This window comes from Sphingobacterium sp. DR205 (assembly GCF_011064245.1).
GTDB lineage: Bacteria > Bacteroidota > Bacteroidia > Sphingobacteriales > Sphingobacteriaceae > Sphingobacterium > Sphingobacterium athyrii.
In genome coordinates this window covers 2,648,568-2,668,996 of sequence record NZ_CP049333.1, presented here as the reverse complement: position 1 = coordinate 2,668,996, position 20,429 = coordinate 2,648,568, and the positions used below count along the sequence as shown (strand labels likewise).

The 20,429-nt window shown below is 36.3% G+C and carries 7 protein-coding genes; 4 read left to right on the top strand and 3 right to left on the bottom strand.

Annotated elements, in window-relative coordinates; translation table 11 throughout:
- Positions 1-8: 8 nt before the first annotated feature.
- From G6053_RS11200 to G6053_RS11190, 3 genes are all read right to left on the bottom strand, one after another.
- Positions 9-1,349, bottom strand: a complete 1,341-nt coding sequence (locus G6053_RS11200; protein ID WP_165306467.1) for a pyridoxal phosphate-dependent aminotransferase — start codon at positions 1,347-1,349, stop codon at positions 9-11.
- 53 nt (positions 1,350-1,402) lie between these two features.
- Entirely contained in the window at positions 1,403-11,374 is a 9,972-nt protein-coding gene (locus tag G6053_RS11195) for a non-ribosomal peptide synthetase (protein WP_165306466.1), read from the bottom strand.
- A 976-nt stretch (positions 11,375-12,350) separates the two neighbouring features.
- The gene (locus tag G6053_RS11190) at positions 12,351-13,079 is read right to left on the bottom strand and encodes a recombinase family protein (RefSeq protein WP_206531927.1); all 729 of its coding nucleotides are present in this window, start codon (positions 13,077-13,079) and stop codon (positions 12,351-12,353) included.
- A gap of 170 nt (positions 13,080-13,249) precedes the next feature.
- On the opposite strand from G6053_RS11190, the gene G6053_RS11185 reads away from it, so the two are divergent.
- The 4 genes from G6053_RS11185 to G6053_RS11170 all read left to right on the top strand — a co-directional run bounded on the left by G6053_RS11185 (position 13,250) and on the right by G6053_RS11170 (position 20,391).
- The gene (locus G6053_RS11185) at positions 13,250-15,991 is read left to right on the top strand and encodes a tetratricopeptide repeat protein (RefSeq protein WP_165306465.1); all 2,742 of its coding nucleotides are present in this window, start codon (positions 13,250-13,252) and stop codon (positions 15,989-15,991) included.
- A 409-nt stretch (positions 15,992-16,400) separates the two neighbouring features.
- Complete coding sequence (locus G6053_RS11180) at positions 16,401-17,474, top strand: hypothetical protein (protein WP_206531926.1); 1,074 nt, start codon at positions 16,401-16,403, stop codon at positions 17,472-17,474.
- Positions 17,467-19,743 (top strand): ThiF family adenylyltransferase, encoded by a 2,277-nt coding sequence (locus G6053_RS11175; protein WP_206531925.1) that lies wholly within the window; start codon positions 17,467-17,469, stop codon positions 19,741-19,743. The genes G6053_RS11180 and G6053_RS11175 overlap by 8 nt, the downstream gene beginning before the upstream one ends.
- A gap of 18 nt (positions 19,744-19,761) precedes the next feature.
- Positions 19,762-20,391: a hypothetical protein gene (locus G6053_RS11170; protein WP_165306462.1), complete on the top strand. Its 630-nt coding sequence runs from the start codon at positions 19,762-19,764 to the stop codon at positions 20,389-20,391.
- Positions 20,392-20,429: the final 38 nt, after the last annotated feature.

Genomic DNA, 20,429 nt, shown 5'->3' with positions numbered 1-20,429 from the left:
AGTTAAAATCATTTGTTTTTATAAAATCGATACAAAATGTCAATCCCCTTAGTAAACATTTGTGTAGGGATGGATAAGCCAATCCGTATAAAGTAATTCTCGTCATTATTCGGAGTTGACCTAAAACAGGATTCGGATAAAACCCCCACATTAAACTGTGATGCTAACTTGTTAACATCGTTAAGTTCACTATCAGCCTTCATTTGATCTAAAATAACTGCACTGCTGAGGCCTGCTTCAAGGCTAATTGGGATAAGAGACTCTTTTTTAAATTTGTTTAGAAGATAATCATAATTAGACATCACAGTTTGTTTTCTCTTTTCTGTTTCCTCCAGGTATAGTTTAATGTTCTCATGCTCAAATAATGGAACCAGTGCTTGTTTATTTAAAATGGGATAATCGATCTCAACAATTTTATTAACTAAATTTTTCATCCTAGTGTACTTCGCCCCTTCTGTATCTTCTATTGAATAATTTAAGTATGATAGTACCCGACTAATTGCCAAAGTAATTGTCCCAAACGATCTGGGATTCAAATACTTTATCCTTATTAAATCTGTAAATCCTTCTTCATTAATTTTGTTAGTTAATAAAAAACCTACCCTTAAACCACTTACACTTTCTGCTTTTGAAAAAGAATCAACGACGAAGACGTTACCACGTTCAATTCCTGAAAAGAAAACATTGCTATTCTTACTAAAATCATCCCAAGGCATCATACAAACTCTATCAACAATTAGAAAACTATCCTCTTTTAAAACACACTCTTGTAAAGTTGATAGGTCTTCTTTGCTATACTGTTCTCCAAATGGATTATTAGGTAAAATAAGATAAATCAATCTGGGCTTAATTTCCCTTATTTTATCTACCACCTGACTAATGGGAGTTAGATACCTTTGATTCTTTATTAAACTGGCTTTAGGAAGTAGGCATTCGGAATATTTTAATCCGAAAGATTCGCTTAACCCACTATAGAAAGGAAAACCATGATTGATCATCAGGCTATTGTCTCCCCGCTTAAAACGATTGTTTTTTTTCAGAAATGAGCAGATTAAAAAACTGGCGTTGGCTGTACCATTGGTCATTATAACACTAGGTTTAAAAGCCTTACCACAGATATCGCTTTCCAAGTGTGAAATAATATCCGTAATAAACTTAAAACCACTAGATCTTCCATATGATTTATGAGTCAAGCCGGAATCCAATTCCTCTTTTAAAAGATTAATAATAAATTTATTTGAATCCATCCAATTTACTCCAGCAGAAAGTGCTATGCTAGGCTCATTTACTTCTCTAGCAGAATTACTATGCAAAGCAAACATTTCATACATTCTATTTAATGACGACATAAATTATTTTAATTATTAAACAAATTACATTATTTATCTCACATATGCTGCGATCAACCAATCAATACATTAATATTTTTAATTAATGTATTCAGAAAAAGCTCCGCATCTTTTATATTATAAACTTCTGGTTTGAAGGCACATTTAATTTCCAGTATATTGAGTTGTAAATGGACATGGAATGTCATATCGTTTCGCATTACAACAGCACTATTATGCCCATAAATAGGCTTTACCGGATACAGATACCCTAAATCATTGTTAAGCACCTCTGCATTAATTACCGAGACAAAGGAGAAACCGTCTGTTAAGGGGAATAATTCTGGCCTTCTATCTAATAAATATCCAATGGGTATATTCTGGTATTGGAGAAATTTTTTATAAAGCGCTTCAAAGTGTTTAATGTTTGCCCTAATTTTCCATTCATCAATGAGATAAAATTCAGCTAAAATGGTATTCCTAATCAAACCAATAGTGGTATTAAATTCTTCTAATACTCTTCCAGTAAATACAATATTGGTATTGTATGTTTTTTCACCGGTGATATTGTAGTAAGAATAAGTTATTGCCAATAAAATCAAGCTGTTTAATGATATTTTTTCACGCTCGAGCAATTGCTGTACTTTTAACAGGGTTTCACCGTTAATTATCCTTGTTAAACTATTAGAAGCATCAGTTGTCATTGTTTTACTGAAGGGAATAGCTGGTTTTTTAACTGCATCATCATATTTTTCCCAGATATCAAAATATTTTGCGGAACTCTCTACTGTTAGAGATTTTCTTTGCCAATCTGCATAAGATTCGTAAGAATACTTTTCAATAAAATTTGTTCCTTTTAATATTCTATTTAATAAAATATTGGTAGACCAGCCATCAACCAATATGTGGCTAAAAACAATAAAAAATACAAAATCTGTATTATTAATTTCGTAGCATACGATCTTAATCAAATAATCGCAACCATCGATATCAAAGAATGTATTTAGTTCAGAATCATAAATATCCTCAAAATGCATATTCTTATCATGCGGTAAGATATTCATCTTTATAGGTGGTAAAGTTTTTATTACCAATTCAGAATCTTTTTGTACGAAAAACCCTCTTAATATCTTATATTCATTAATAATGTCTTCACATCTTTGAGCAAATAATTTTATATCAACATTTTTAATATGGTATCCGTTACAAATATTATAATCTCTGATATCAGCCTTCTGTTCCTTGACTTTATCCCAAATTCTTTTTTGTTCATAGGAGGCTAAATATTCATCGTTATTTAGCTGCATTGGATCAATAATATTTTGCTCTTTGACATTAGGAATGTTTTTAATAAAATTATCGATGGTTGAGTTATAATAGATATAGTTAAAGTGTAATTGAAAGTCAAAGTATTTTTTGATTTTAGGTATTAACTGTAATACAGTGATGGATGTACCACCTAATTCAAAAAAATCATCTGTAACTCCAACCTTCTCTACTTTTAAAATTTCCTCCCAGATTTTGACAAGCTTTTCTTCAGTTTTATTTCTTGGAGGGACATATTCTCTTTTTATTATAGTCTCCTCAGTCACATCAGGCAACATTCTGCGGTCAATTTTACCATGATTTGTTAATGGAATACTTTCTAACTCTACAAAAAAACCAGGAATCATGTAGTAAGGAAGCTGCTCCAGCAAATATTCTCTTAATTTGACCTTGTCTATCTTATTTTCTTTATTACAACTGTAATAAACAACCAGTACTTTTTCGTCTTTTATCTGTTTTGATTCTGCTACCACTTGATTGATACTGTTACTATACTGATATACAAACTTTTCAATCTCACCAAGTTCTACCCTAAATCCACGGATATTAGCCTGAAAATCTCTCCGACCCCAAAACTCAATGTTCCCATCACTTTGCCATCTACCTAAATCACCAGTTTTGTAAATCCTTTCTTGTTCTATAAATGGATTGGGTATAAAATTTTCTTTTGTAAGATCTGGCCTATTAAGATACCCCCTTGCTAATCCAGAACCTCCCACATATAATTCGCCAAGAACACCAGTAGGTACAACCTGAAGGTTCTCGTCAAGTATATATATTTTTGTATTTTCAATTGGCTTACCTATAGGAATACGCATATTAGCAGAAAAATGGTCTTTTGCCATCCAATTAGTAGAATCAATAGTATTTTCAGTTGGCCCGTAGGTATTATACAAGCTAATAGAAACCTTTGAAAAATACAGATTGCATAATTTATTTGTTAATTCATCGCCACCGGATATTATATGATTAAGAGAAGATATCTTTTCGATTGCATTATCACCAACAACTTTAATAAAATCGCCCAATAAGACTGGAGGAATATTTATCTTACTAATTTTATTGTCGTATATGAATTTAATCATATTATTTATCAGATCTTCTTTAAAATTTATGGGAGCGATAAAAGACCTTGCCCCAACAATAAAAGGAAGAAGGTATTCTTCTATTGTTCCATCGAAACTATAAGACCGATAAAAAATTAAGTTATCATCGGCGTTAAGATTATATTTTTGCATCAAATAATGCATCCGTGCTCTTAAATTCCTATGTTCTATCATTACGCCTTTTGGGTTCCCAGTTGTTCCTGAGGTATAAATAATATGAGACAGACTATCGGGTTTAATTACTATATCAAGATTTGCTTTGGTATAATGATCCTTTGCTTCGATAAATGTTTTTAAAAATTCAGCATCTATAATAGCTTTAGCTTTAGTATCATTTATCATATAATTTATCCTATCTTCCGGATATTCAGGATCTATCGGTACATATGCAGCTCCCGATTTCAGAATCCCTAGTATTGCCACTATCAACTTCTCACTTCGAAAAAGTTTTACTGCAATAAGATCATCCTGTTGAATTTTATAATTTTGTTTTAGGTAATCACCTAATTGATTGGCCTGCTCGTTTAGGTCTTTATAGCTAAGTTTTTTATTTCCAAAAACAATTGCTATGTTATCCGGTTTTTTTGAGACCTGCTCTTCAAAAAGCTGAATGATGCTTTTTTCTTTAGGATATTCAACATCCGTATCATTAAATCCAAATATAACCTGACGCCTCTCATCCTTTGTTAAGAAATCTATATTTTCAATAAAATCAGAATCAGCCTTAACCATTTGAGTTATTAAATTTTCAAAATGGCTAAACATTCTATTGATTAGAGGCTCATCGTAAATATCAGTATTATATATTATATCAAGTTTTATTTGCTCATCGGCTTCAGTAAAGATACAGCTCATATCAAATTGAGAGGTTTTTCTAGGATAATTGTATTCCTCTACATGTATCCCTCTTAAGTCTTTAACTTTGTTACCAAGCTCAAGTTGATTTTGGTTTTGAAGCACAACCAAAACATCAAATAAAGCAGATCGGCTTGCATCCCTCTTCAAGTTCAACCTGTTTACAAGCTCATCAAACGGGTAAATCTGATTTTCATATCCAAAAAGCAGGGTATCTTTTTCTTTTTGCAACAATGAAATAAAACTATTATTACCGCTTTTTAGTTTCGTTCTTATCGCAAGGGTATTCAGATATAATCCTATCTGATTTTCCAAATCAGGATGTTCTCTACCGGCAATTGGTGTACCTATTATAATATCCCGCTGTCCTGTGTAACGGTAAAGCAAGGCCCTCACACCCGCCATAAGCGTTATAAATAAAGTAACACCGTGTTGTGTTGAAAAAGATTTAAGCGTTTCTGTAAATTCTTTTGAAAAAACGTGAAAAATATTGTTTCCATTGTAAGTTTTAACTAATGGTCTTATTTTATAACTTGGTAATTCCAATACAGGAAGATCTCCATGAAATTGTTCTAACCAATAGGATTCAGCTTTTTTATATTTTTCGCCTTTGATTTCGTTCTGTAACCATACGGCATAATCCTTATACTGAATAGCCTCAGGATCAATATATGCTAAATCGTTATTTTCTTCTCCTAAGCAAAGTTTGTTATAGTTCCCTACTACCTCTGCTATCAAAAGTTGGGTTGACCATCCGTCACCGATAATGTGATGCATCGATAGAAAAAATATATATTCGTCGCTTTTTTTCTTTAGCAATGAGGCTCTTATCAGTGGGGCCTCATCCAGCCTAAAAATCGCTTTGTTAGCTTGATAAAGATAATCTTCTATGTCGAAATCGGTCTTCTCAATAAAATCTAAAAGGTTTATCTGAAAATTAATTTCTTCTTTTGGTATAATGTACTGGTAAATTTCCCCGGATTTTCTGTCTGCCCTAAATAAGGTTCGGGTAATTTCGTGCTTATCTATAAATAATTTAAATGCTTTCTCGAAGTAATCCTTATTTAATTCTCCTTTAAGGGTAACAACGGCAGGCATATTAGAAGCCTTCGCCCCGCCCTCTAATTGGCTCAATACCCAAAGTCTTTGTTGGGATGGAGTTAATGGATAATTCTCTTTTTTTGGTGCCTTGGGTATAGAGGTATACTTTTTTTTCACAAAATTTCTTGTAATACTTTCAATCGTAGGGAAAGCAAAGAAGTCTTTGACACTTACCTGCATCGCTAGATTTTGGTAGACTCTATTCAACACTTGAGCAACCATCAAGCTGTGGCCACCCAATTCAAAGAAATTATCCGTGATACCTACTTTCTCAATCCCCAGCACTTCCTGCCATATGTCCACTAAGGTTTCCTGGGTGAAATTCCTCGGAGCCTCATATCGCCGTCTAAGCAAATCTTGATCCGTCACAATTGGCAGTGCTCTTCTGTCAATTTTCCCATTAGATGTTAAAGGAATCTTATTTATTTGAACAAAATAGGAAGGAACCATGTATTCTGGAAGACTCACTTCAAGGAAAGTTCTCAACTTTAACTTATCTATTTGGTTATTGCCACGTGTGGAATAATATATAACCAAAACCTTGTCTCCGTTTACCTCTTTAACATCAGCAACCGCGTGAGAGATTCCTTGACCAAAAAGCGAAACGTTCGATTCTATCTCTCCCAGCTCAATTCTGTGCCCTTGGATCTTAACCTGAAAGTCCTTTCTTCCCAAAAATTCTATCTGACCATCAGGCAACCAGCGCACAATATCTCCTGTTTTGTAAACTTTAATTCCATTAAATACAATAAACTTTTGAGCCGTTAAAGAAGAATTGTTTAAATAACCTTCTGAAACCCCATCACCGCCAATTAATAGTTCTCCGCTCACTCCAATTGGAACTAATTGCATCTTTTCATCAACAACAAACAGTGACGTATTAGAGAAAGCATTACCTATAGGCACTTGCTCACCAGAATAATTAGAACCAATAATACTCAGAGTCTTTCCAATTGTTGTTTCTGTAGGGCCATAATGATTAACAATTTGGATCTCTGGTCTAACAGAATGTAATCGAGTTATTATCTCCTGTCCTAACGCTTCACCTCCAAAAATTACTTTCTTACAGGGAGACTTGATATTATCATCCAGATTCAGTGCTTTCCAAAGAGATGGAACTATTTTGATACAGTCAATTGAATGTTTATTGAAATACGTTTTGATATAGTCAAAATCACGTAACTGGTTCTTAGTAAATAGATGGAGTGTTTTCCCTTCAAAAAGTGATGAGAATAAGACGGTATTGCCTAAATCAGTAGCAATAGTCGACATCATACCATAAGAATTGATTTCCGTCAAATTTATTTTGTTTTTTAAACCATAGAAATAGTCTAAAATATTAAGTGAATTTATCTTTACTCCTTTAGGTTGTCCTGTTGATCCAGATGTATAAATAACATAGGTTAGACCCTCTGGTTGACTATATGGCGGAAGATTTACCTGTCTACAGTTTACGGCGCTAGAATCAAAAGCTAGCAAGAAATCGTCATCTATTACAATTTTAGCCTTTGTATCATTTAAAATGTAGTCGACCCTCTCCTTAGGAGACTCAGGATCAATAGGAATATATCCAGCTCCCGACTTTAGTATGCCTAAAACTGTCTCTATCAAACGCGACCCATTCTCCAATTTAATCGCAACTAAACTCGCCTCATTAATTGAAAAATTTGTGCGAAGATAATAGCCAAGTTTATTCGAACGATGATTTAATTCTCTGTAACTAATCTCAATACCTTCAAATACTACAGCGATGTGGTTTGGAGTTTTCATCGCTTGTCGTTCAAATAATTCTACAACGGAAATATCCTTCGGGTACTCTATTCTATTGTCGTTGAATTCTCTAAGGAGGCGCAAACGTTCCTGACCTGAAAGAATTTCTATTGTGCTAATATCGATTTCATCGTTTTCAAAAGATGCATTAAGCAAGTTTTCAAAATGGCCGAACATTTGATCAATGAAAAAACGATCATATATATCAGTATTGTATCCAATTGTTAGAGATAGTCGTCCAGCCTCTTCCAAAAAACTATAACTTATATCAAATTGCGAGGTATTTCTGAGATAGTCATACCTCTCTACCTGAATACCTTCTAAATCTTCTTTTTCAAGGCCTAGCTGAACTTGATTTTGGTTCTGCAACACAACGAGAACATCAAAGAGTACTGAGCGGCTCCGGTCGCTTCTAATGTCCAACTTGCCCACTAACTCATCAAAAGGGTAACATTGGTGTTCATAAGCCGATAGCAGACTTTCTTTGACTCTCTGTAGCAAGGAAGCAAAACTATTCTTCTGTCCGTCGAATTTAGTCCTTATTGCTAATGTATTTAGATAAAGTCCTATTTGGTTCTCTAAGTCTGGGTGTTCTCTTCCGGCTACAGGCATGCCGACGATTATATCTTCTTCTCCGGTATAACGGTAAAGTAGCCCCTTTATTCCTGTCATTAACGTCATAAACATAGTCACTCCGTGCCGTTGGCAAAACACAATCAGCCGGGAGGTAAACTCTTCCGAAAATATATGCTTGACGTGGTTGCCATTGTATGTCTGGATCAACGAACGTACCCGGTAGCTAGGAAGATTCAACACTGGTAACTTTCCATTGAACTGATCAAGCCAGTACGATTCTGCCCGTTTGTAATTATCCTGCTCCTTTCCCTCTTCAAGCCATCCAGCATAGTCTCTATACTGGATGGGTAGAGGAATATCGCTGCCCCACGGCTCCTCACCTCTCAGTAGCAAGTTATAGGTTCCTACAACCTCGGACACAAGAAGTTCCGTCGACCAGCCATCACCTACGAGGTGGTGTATGGATAGGAACAATATATACTCCTCGTCATATCTCTTCAGCAATAAAACCTTAAGCAAAGGTGCATTTTCTAAATCAAACGGTTCCTTATTAGACGCATTTAGGTATTTTTCTATTTCGTCGTTCGATTTCTCGGTGAAATCAAATTCTCTTATATTAAACTCTATATCTCCGACCTTTGAAATATATTGATTTACATCCCCCGACAGACTCCCAGCCCGAAAGGATGTTCGAAGTATTTCATGTCTATCAATCAGGTGTAGAAATGCTTTCTCCAGTAATTCTATTTTCAGATTCCCTTTCAGCTTAACTGCCGCCGGCATGTTATAGGCCTGAGATCCACCCTCAAGCTGACTCAAAACCCATAGCCTGCGCTGTGACGGAGTAAGCGGATAGCTCTCCTGTTCAGCTACTCTAGGGATAGGCCGGTATTCCTTTGCCTTTAACTTTTCCGAGACCCCTTCAATAGTGGGCTTTTCAAAGAAATCTCTGAAACTGATTTCTCGCGAAAGCCGTTGCCGGACCTTGTTCAATACCTGTGCCACCTTAAGGCTGTGCCCACCCAAATCAAAAAAGTTATCATTGGTTCCGACTTTCTCGACACCAAGTACTTCCTGCCATATGTCAACTAAAGTTTCTTCGGTGATATTTTTCGCTGCCTTGTACTCCCTTCTGATCAAATCCCCTCCGATTACCGAGGGCAATGCTTTCCTATCTACCTTGCCGTTTGCTGTCAATGGAATGGAATTAAGCTCAACAAGATAGGAGGGAACCATATACTCCGGAAGCCGATCTTGGAGAAATGACCTCATAATAGCTCTATCTATGGTATTTCCACGACTCGTATAATAGCCTATAAGAATCAGACCTCCCCCGCTTTCGTTAGCAATGACAATGGCCTGAGAAATCGTATCGCAATAGGATAGCATCGTATTTTCGATATCGCCCAATTCTACCCGGTTTCCCCGGATTTTGATCTGAAAGTCACTCCTTCCAATGAACTCGATATTCCCGTCTGGTAGCCATCTGGCAAGGTCACCGGAATTATATATCCTACGTGAAAATTTTGGATTATCTATGAACTTATCCTTTGTTAAGTCTTCTCTATTCAAGTAACCTCTTGCCAGTCCGATGCTTTCAATGTATAGATTACCCACCACCGCCACTGGAACAGGACGCTGCTGGTCATCCAAAATATGGACCTTGGTGTTCCAGATAGGCTTTCCAATTGGAATAGAGTTCGATCCGGCCACATCATTCCTACAATCGAAAGAGGTCACATCAATCGTAGCTTCTGTGGGACCATATAAATTCTTTAAAGAAATACTAGGAAGCAGTTTGAAAAAATCATCTCTGACTTTATTTGGTAGCGCTTCACCACTTACATAAACTTGCTTAAGGTTTCCTAATCTCTTTAGCACTTCCATGTTCTTAAACAAATAGTCCAAGAAAACGGCAAGCATCGAAGGAACAAAATGAATAACTGTTATATTCTCTTGGTGTATGTTTTCTACCAATACTTTTGGATCTTTTTCAATGCCGTCAAGTGGAATATATAATGAGGCTCCTAACAAACTCCACCAAAACATCTCCCAAACTGACACGTCAAAAGCATAGTTAGTTTTTTGGATTAACACATCTTTATCTGTCAATTTGTACGAATCTTGCATCCAGAACAATCTGTTTATTAATCCACCGTGTTCCAACATTACCCCTTTTGGCCTTCCCGTAGATCCTGACGTATAAATTACATAGGCTAAATCGTTGATACCAGACCTTATGGAAGGGTTGACAGATGAGAATTTGTGTGCTGTAGTATTGAATGTGTCCATCACCAGATCATCCACAATTAATTTTGCCTTAGAATCCTCTATAATAAAGTCCTTACGAGCTTGGGGTAGCTTCGGATCTATAGGCAGATAAGCTGCTCCGGCTTTTAATATCCCAAAGATACTTATAACCATCTGTTCGCTCCTTGAAAGGTCTAACCCGACTATATCACCCAAAGACGTTCCATATACTCTTTTTAGAAAATCGCAAAACTTGTTGACCTGTTCGTTAAAATCCAAATAGGTTAAATGGAAACCTTTACACTTGATAGCAAGACTATTAGGATTAACTTTAACCCGATCTTCAAAAATTGTTATTACAGTTTGATTCTTAGGGTAATCATGCGTTGTAGAGTTCGTCGATGCAATCAGACTCTCATCTTCAGGTATTAAAAAATAGTGTATCGACTGCTCACCTGTAAAAAAAGCTTCTAAATGGGCCAATATATAGCCGAAATACTTTAAAAAATGATTGGCAAAATAAGATTCAATTTTGCTTTCGTCATAAAGCAGACACAACGAAATCTTATCCTCCGAGAAGAGCATATTTAGTTCAAAGCTATCAAATGGGCTTCTAAGAGAAGGACAATCAAAACTGAAAGTGCAATCAGAAAATGCATCCAACGATATTTCATCTCTATCATATCCAATATATTTCATCACTTCCAAAAATCTCCCTTTCACCCCTAAAAGATATTCTTTCAAATCATCTGAGCCCGCATCTATAAATGGATACAACAGTATATCTGATTGTGTAGAATATATTTTACAGATAGTTCTATCCACAAAAAAACGCTTCACAAGTGACTCGAATATTGTTAAAGAAACAGTTTGTAGAGCCCGTTCATTGCCAGATGTTAGTGCTTGAAGAAATGAAAGGCTCCCACGATCAATACATAAGTTAGTCTTCTTTCTCTCTCCAAAATTTGACGAGAATAATTGGTAATTGCTGATAACACCTTTCCAATAAATTGTGGATGGATAAGAGTATATCTCTGTATCTATTGTATGTTTATTTGCCATGTATCCTCTTTTGATCTAAATAAATTCAAGTATTTCTGCCCCAACATCAACGAGATGCCTGTAAAAATATATCACTAAACGAATAATTGACATTTTTTATCTCTGCGTATAATAAATAACCCGTATACTTAGGCACATCAATTTTTAACAAGTATTTTCCTGGCTTAAGTTGCTTTACCATGAATTCACCATTTTCATGTCTTACGGTATCAGTCCTTATTAAATTAATATATTCACGTTTCTCATTAGATTGATAGGTTTTGATAATAAAATAATCAATAGGGCTATACTCATGGTTTACTAATCGACCGTGGATATAATAATTTATATTTAATGAAAATAAACCCAGTACAGTAATAAAGAAATTAACCATATAATTTTTATATAAATATTCTTTGCTAACGTAACTTAAGCAAGAGATTCTGCAACAAAAAAAATATTCGGTGAAATGGGAATTTTTCAGGATTAAAAATAATTGGAGATAAAAAAATCTGACTCAAATTGTTTGCACTCGATCATTTATAGTTCGATTTTTGTAGCCAAAAATCTTCCGACATTCGTAGAGGACCGCTCAAAAACCTATCTCACACGGTAGTTATCACATTTTTTTGAAAGTTCGATTCTTCCTTAAGGGATTCGACAGTCTGATCCTTTTCGGATTTATTATAATTCTTACAGAAAACCTAATATAATAATCGTTTCGCCTTGAGAAAGCGTCAACTCCTGCTCATTTAATCTTCTTATTATGTGTTGTCGTTCACATACGTATGGTCTTTTTTGTGTACTCGTATTCCAATCCTGTAAAACACGATTGAACAGATCGGTTGCTCTGCTTGAGAGTATCAACTGCTGAAATTTCTCCACATAACGCTCGTTGAGCACATCTGCGTTTATTCTTGTCTTACACCTTCCTCTACAATGATAATATCGATATTTTTTTGTTGATCCCTGAGAAAAGCTTCCTGTGAGCTTACGTTTACAATGAGGGCATATTAAAAATCTCAAAAAAAAATGTTGCTCTCCGATCTTCTGTCTTAGCCGTTATTCTCCGCTTGCTCGTAATAATACGTTGCACCTCGTAAAACAATGCTTCGGTGATCTTTCGCACATCCTCTACCCTATATACATTTTTGGAGAGCTGGCGGAAAGCCCAACGTATAATGCCTGCTTCGGGTTCCTTGAGAGCGATAATTTTTCTGCCATCTACAGCTGTTAGGTTAACGAATCCTAATGGGGCCTTACTCGGATATCTACCCATTTGTTTTGCTCTGCGTATACCTTTCGCCGTATTCAGGGCTCTTCTATTGTTTTCCGCTTCGGGTACAGAAAGGTACACAGCAAGCACAACCATACTTTCCGGCACCGAAAAATCTATCGGCTGGTCGATGGCCATTGCCGTAGTCTTATATCTCCGAAGCATGCCTATCATCTCGTATGCGTATTCAATATTTCGACTAAATCGATCCCACTTGATGAACAGGATATTTTTATCATCTTTTGGTTTGTACTTGATTGTCGTAAACAGTTTTTTCCATTCGGGGCGATTAAAGTTCTTGGCCGAAAAATCTTCACGAAAAATACCTTTGACCTGTATATTGTTGTACTCACAATATTTTAGCAACCTATCCCCCTGCTCTGGAAGGGAATACCCTCTCCTTTTTTGTTCGTCTGTGCTTACACGGACGTATAAATAAGCTGTTTTCATATGATATAATGTATTCATTGATTCCAAGCCTAACGTTTATTGTTGATTTTTAAACATTTAAATAGCAACAAGAGAGTGACTTTATTGATTTAACGATAAAATAATCGCTAAAATTTTGATGATAAAATAATCGTTTGTATTTTTGACAATAAATTTATCGTTATATAGAAATGGAAGGTCAGGATATATTTTTAAGAAACAACACAGGAAGTAAGTCAAAGTCTTCCATAGTAAATGGATTTGTTGTCAGAATAAGTGAATTTGATAACATCAAAACTTCGCTAATGGAACCTAAAACCATTAGTGACATTCAAAACACAATCGTCATTGGACAAAGGGGGGCTGGTAAAACAACGTTAATGCACCGTCTTAGTTATGCCATTTTGGACGATAAGCATTTATCCAACCGGTACCTGCCAATTTTATTTTCGGAGGAACAATATAATTTATCTGACTTAACCAATTTATGGGAAGCTGTAGCGATAGGAATTGAGGACAACTTCTATAATGAAAAGTTGGCTGCTAAAATAGAGGACATAATAGAGGCAGATGGCGAGTATGAAAAAGAATCCTTGAAATTTCTACAAGACTTTTTAATTTCAAAAGACAAAACAGCTATTCTGTTTATAGAGAACATAAACTTTTTCCTGAAGAAGCTTTCCGAATATGAAAAAAAACGCTTTAAAAAAATCTTTACCTCCGATTCGCCTTTCCGGATCATAGGTTCATCTACTTCATACAATGATGGTAGTATCGACTTCGGAGATTCCTTTTACAAATTCTTCAACATAGTTCAATTAGATAGTTTGACTCAGGAAGAATGCGAAAAGCTACTCATTAAAATTGGACAGCAGTATGGAGAAGAGCAACAGATTAGAGACGTAATTGCTAATTTTCCAGGAAGAGTAGAAGCTTTAAGAAGATTGACCGGAGGTGTACCAAGGATCATATCATACCTTTTCCAGATTTTCCTGGACAATGAGAACGGCAAAGCTATTAAAGACCTCTATCTTTTAATAGACACCTTAACATTACTATACAAATCGGAATTAGACCAGTTGTCAACGCAACAACAAAAGGTGGTTGATGCTATAGCAAGGAAATGGGATGCAATATCTGTGAAAGAAATTGCTAAGCGAACCAGATTGGAAAGCAAAAATATCTCATCAATCCTGTCATACTTAGAAAAAAACCAACTGGTCGAAAAGGTACCGACCTCAACAAAAAACCATCTGTACCGAATTAAGGAAAGGTTTATGAATATCTGGTACCTGATGAGGTTTGGCAGAGCACACGATAAGGAAAATGTAAAATGGCTGGTTCGTTTTTTTGATGCATGGTGCGATGAAAGTGAGTTGACTAAACGTTTAAGAAAACACATCAGTAACCTGAAAGATGGCAAATACGATGTCGCAGCGGCTATTGATATGGGGAACACCTTTCTGTCTTGCGAAAACATCCCAGATACCTTAAAGGAAGAACTGATTAAAACTACCAATTCAATCCTTCCTGATAAACTTCTAAAAAATGCGAAGACGGCAAAATTGGATGCGTTAGCTGAGATAGAAAAACTCATAAAGGAAGATAAGGTTGACGAGGCTGCCGAGTTGCTTGACAATGTTGTTGAAAAGAGCATTGACTACTATATACTTGCTATATCCGTCTATTTAAAACAAAACAACAAGGACAAGATTATAGAAGCGGCAGAAACAGCTTGGAGATTAGACAATCAAAATTCATCTGCTGCCATTACTATGGGGTTGATTTTTGAGTCCTACTTAAATGATGTAGATAAAGCAATACAGTTCTATAAGAAGAGTCTGGACTTACCACATCCGCACCCGTACGCAGCTAGTAGATTGGGAGATATTTATATAGACAAAAAAGAATACGAAGAAGCAATTAAGTATCATACGCAGGCTGCTTCTAAGAATATCAAACCTTCCTTAAAATCATTAGGAGAAATTTATGTTAATCTGGGCCAATTGGAAAAAGCGGAGCAGTACTTAAAGGATGCTGCTAGAGCTAAAGTTGAAGGAGCTAACACCTCTTTGGCTAACGTTTTAAGAAAATTGAAAAAAAGAAAAGAAACAGAAGCTGCTTTACAGCAAGCCGTCAATGCAGGTGAGGGAAATGCAAATATCAATTTAGGCAGATTTTATTTGCTTCAAAAAAGACCAAACTACAAGAAGGCGGAAGACCTGTTTAATCAAGCTATAGAAAAGGGCGAAATTGAAGGATACAATCAGCTTGCCAAGATATATGTAAAGAAGAAGCAAATTGACAAAGCAATTAGTATCTATGAAGATGGCTTAGCTCATGGTAGTGCAGAATCTGCGCATCAGCTTGGTCATATACTAAACATTAAAGAAGAGTTTGAGAAGTCTGATGAAATGTTTGCCAAAGCAATAGAACTGGGTGATGATTCCGTTGTCGGATGCTGGGTACAAAGCATTTATAGCACTCAGAGAGAAGACAAAAAAAATCTTGCAAAAGAATTACTTGAAAAATATCAACCAGATGTTGACAGCATTGGCTTCGATTTGTTATACGCAAAAATACTTTTGTGGAATGATGATTTATTAAACTCCTTAAACATAATCCAAGAACACACAAAAGGTATCGCTGAGATTTACAATGATGAGAATGAAGACAGGCATTCACATAGATTACTTTCCGACCTCGTAGAATACTTCCTTCTCCTCATAGCAAAAAAAGAATATAAAGTTGCATTGGAAATATTTGAAAGGAAAGATGATATCGATTACAAGTCGATGCTTAAACCAGTGTATTACCTGTTAATGGAAGAATTAAAAGAAGAGTTCCCTACCGAATATTTAAAAGCCGGGAAAGAATTAACCGAAACAATTAATGATTTAAAAAAGGAGGTGGAATATTTGAGAAAGGGGTAAACAATAAATAATAAGAAAATATTAGGTGGGATAAAAACATAGTGTAAGAGTAGCTACCTCCTACACTATGCTTAGAATATCACTTAATCTCCGAGGTATGAAGATGAGATAAATGATGATAACTATCATTTCAACAACACAAAAGTAAACAAACTTGTTTTTTGTGCAAGTATTATTTGTCATTTTCTTTTCTCTAACCTAGGCGGATTAGCAACAATAACCAGCTTTACTAATGTTTTCGCTGGAACTGATTCCTTCATGTAAGGAATAGGGATGTTGTTTGATTTTACGGTAAGATTTAAAAACAAAAAATTGAAAAGGAATGGCAAATAATGCTACTATTAAATATTACCCAGTGGGTAATGGAGATACGTCCTTAATTACGTTAGAGGACAAAACTACGATTCTGGTGGATTGTAATATCAGGAATTGTGACAATGAGGACACTTATGATGTCAAAAAGGATCTGTTAAAGAGTGTACAGTTCAGCAATGGGATTCCGTATGTCGACGTATTTATATTGACACATGGTGACCAGGATCATTGCAGAGGCTTCAAAAAGCACTTCTACCAAGGGGCGCCCGAAAAATATTCAGAAGCGGACAAAAAGGAAGGATTAATCCGTGTCGATGCCATGTGGTTCTCTCCAATGATTGCAGAGCAACATTCAAACGAAGATGAGGACGCACATCAACAAGAAGCGGAACGCAGACTTGCACTTCACCGAAAGGGTGATCCAAAGAAAGACAATCCAGGTAATAGAATCAAAATTATAGGGTATGATGGAAACGCCGACTACGAGGATTTAAATCACCTAAGAGCCACACCTGGTAACATTGTCACACGTTTCAATGATAGAAATCAATCACTCTTTTCGATTTTCATTCATGCTCCTTTCAAAGAACACCTTGAAGCGCTTGGTGATGACAAAAAGAATTCCACCAGCATCGTTTTTCAAGCAAGGTTCAAAAATAGCCCTTACCAGGAAGGTTTCTCAACTCTTGCAATGTTTGGCGGAGACTCTGATCATACATCTTGGTGCATCATTCTAGACAAAACCAAGAAATATAAAAATGAGCATGCGCTGTACTGGGATTTATTTCTCTCACCGCACCATTGCTCGTGGTCATTCTTTAATGACAGACCTCAGGAAGAAAATACCGTTCCTAAAAGAACTTCTCTGGAAGTACTCGATTACAAGAGAAGGAACGCAAAGGTTATTGCGTCAAGCAAAAAGATAGTGGACGATGACGACAACCCGCCGCATTATGAAGCAAAACGTGAGTATGTTAAGAAAGTCACCGAAGTCAACTTTCTTAACACGGTCACCTATAATGTGGTCAATAGAGTTCCCCAACCAATTGTTTTCGAGGTGACCACACAAGGAATTGTCAAGCCGAAACAATCGGAGGGAGCTGCTAAAGTGATTGGGGGTGCTGGTTTGGGCGCTGTTAACTCTGCTTCAAAATATGGAAATGGATAGGTTTAGTATCAGCTTACCTGTATTTTCTGGTGATATAGAGAATCCCGCTCTTAGGGATTCTCTAAAATCACTGGAAGTACTTAATGGGTGCAAACTTCAAATCTTGGATTGGGGAAATGGCAGAATTGCTGTGCCTTATGAAATTAGTATTGACTTGCCAAGTCTGGGTAATTTTGAAAATATAGATATCAGGGAAAAGGAACCCATTATTCTGGTTTTCGATTTGACAAATTATCCATTATCGGCACCTAAAGTATTTACAGATCGGCTTGATTTTCCTAAAAGTAGCCTTGCTCATTTATACATAGCAGTAAATAATCGGCCTTCTGGATTTTGTTATGTAAGGGGTAACGCAGATGAATGGTATGCGAATAAAAGAATTGAGGATATTGTCATACGTATTAGCAATTGGCTTAGGGATGCTGCAACAGGTGAACTGACAGAAAATGGTGAGCAATTTGAGCCGTTGCGATTGGAAGGATATACCGGCACTATAATTTACGACTATAACACATTAACAGGAATCGTTAAAGGTGATAACGCCTTTCATATTAGAGAACAGCTTGCTATTACTTTATTTGAACGCCCGAAACGGGGGGAACGGCACACGTATAAATTCATTAAACCACTTACAGCTGGGAATGCCTTGACTACGATTAAGGAGGTTGATGAGGAACGCAAAAAAGATAAGGAAGATATTACCAGGAAAAATTATCATTACGCCTATGTATTATGGAATAAGGAAAATACTGTAAACAAAGAGTACTATGTCAATTTACCGAGGAATTGGGAAGAATTTAAATCCTTTTGTGACTTTTACGGCTTAATTTATAGTCAATTAGAAGAATTTATTGCTACAAGTGATGGGAATTCATTTGTTCACTTTCCTGTTATTGTGGGTATAAGACGGCCTAAGCCATTAATTGGATATTCCTCTAATATCGAGTTTATAAACTTACGTTTTCGGGTTGATGTTGATGATGTAAAAGATGGTAAAATTACAAACAATGTACCTATTGATTTATTATCCCATAATCAGCCTTTGACTATACGGCAAGCAAGCCACATATCCGATTGCAAAATAGACATGAATTCAAGAGTTGCTGTGTTTGGATGTGGTGCCTTGGGCTCTAAAGTGGTTATGCATCTTGCCCGTTCCGGACAAACCAATTTAACCCTTATAGATCCAGACCAGCTATCTCCGCATAACTTGGTACGTCATGCTTTGTTTGGTGAAGATGAAGGGGAAAACAAAGCCGTCGTCTTAGCTGAAAGAATTAGAAACATCTATCCCCACCAAAGTACGGGAACAATTGGGTTGCCTGTACTTGAGAAAGGTGCGTTAGACAGGTCAGATTTTTTTGATATTCATAATTGGGTATTAGACTTTACCGCATCAGAAGCTTTCTTCAATAAGTTGGTTACTGTCAAAAGTATGGATGAACGAAGCGTTGCCAGCGCATCAATATCCGATCTGGGCAATTTGGGTGTGCTTTATAAGGAAGGAGAACACAGGAATCCACGTATTGATGATCTGCAAGCGTATTTATATAGCCTGTCAGCACATGATAAGAAAGTAAGTGATTGGCTTCAGCGAGAGCAGCTGACGATTAATGGCAATAACATAACGGTGCGGGTAGGTGTCGGTTGTAATTCAGAAACAACCGTTTTATCAGACGACAGGATTTCTTCTCATGCCTCCTACTTTTCTGGAGTGCTAAAAAGAGAAATGACGGCATCTTCAATAGATGGAAAGATATATTTGAATCGGATTATAGAAGCGCAGAATTATACAATCGAAACGCAGGCTATATCCGTTAAGCCCTTTAAAGTGTTGGCCGCATTGAACGACCCTGGTTGGATTATTCGATTTAAAGATGGAATTATTGAACAAATAGAACAAGCATGTTCTAAGGCAGGAAAAAACGAAACAGGGGGTGTATTCGTTGGAATCTGCAATTATAAAACAAAGACAATCCACGTGACAGCTTGTATCAATGCACCTATGGACAGTAAAGCAGACACAACCCACTTTATTCGGGGGCATGAAGGGTTACCCGATGAAATCGGGGAAATCAAAAGTAACTCCGGGGCACAGATTGGTTATATTGGTGAGTGGCATTCTCATCCGGATGGACCGAACACACTTAGTCAACAAGATATGATCAGTGTATATCGGCATAAAGCCGAGTTTGAGCAACTAAACCCTCCTCTTCCGGTATTCTTGTCTATCGTTACACCTGATGGATTGCACCCTTACATTTTTTAACCTAAAGTATTATATTAAATGGAGAAAGAGCCAAATTTAAAAATAAAGAACGTTCCCCAGCTGTGGGTTTTCCTAGCAGCGAACATATTGATTTTATGTGGATTGATATTTCCTGAATATTTTAAAACACTCACAACTGGTGTTGACATTGTTTTTATGCTCAAAGCGCTGGGGGTCTCAATAGCTCCTCTATTGCTATTTTTACTAAACGGGCTTATATCTAGTCATCAAAAAGCTGTACTGGTTTTCTGGAAATTGAGGAATCCTTTACCCGGTTCCGAAGCGTTTTCGAAACTCAGCAAAAATGATACAAGGATAGACAGAGTAAAATTGAAAGACACTTATGGTTCCTTACCTAAAAGCCCTGTGGAACAGAATAAGCTATGGTATAAAATTTACAAAAAGAACAGTTCTAATATTATTGTATCGGACAGTCATAGGGCCTTTTTGTTGGCACGCGACCTAACATCGCTATGTATCTTATTTGTGGTTTTCTTGGGCATACCTATTTTAAGCGTAGACCAATGGCCAATTAACCTATATTACTTTCTGGGCTTGCTCTTGCAGTATATAGTAGTAGTTATTGGCGCTCAAAACAGGGGCAGACGGTTGGTTACAAATGTTTTGGCTATTGAGTCCTGTCAATAATTATTTTAATACAAAGTCGCATTATATATAACATAAAC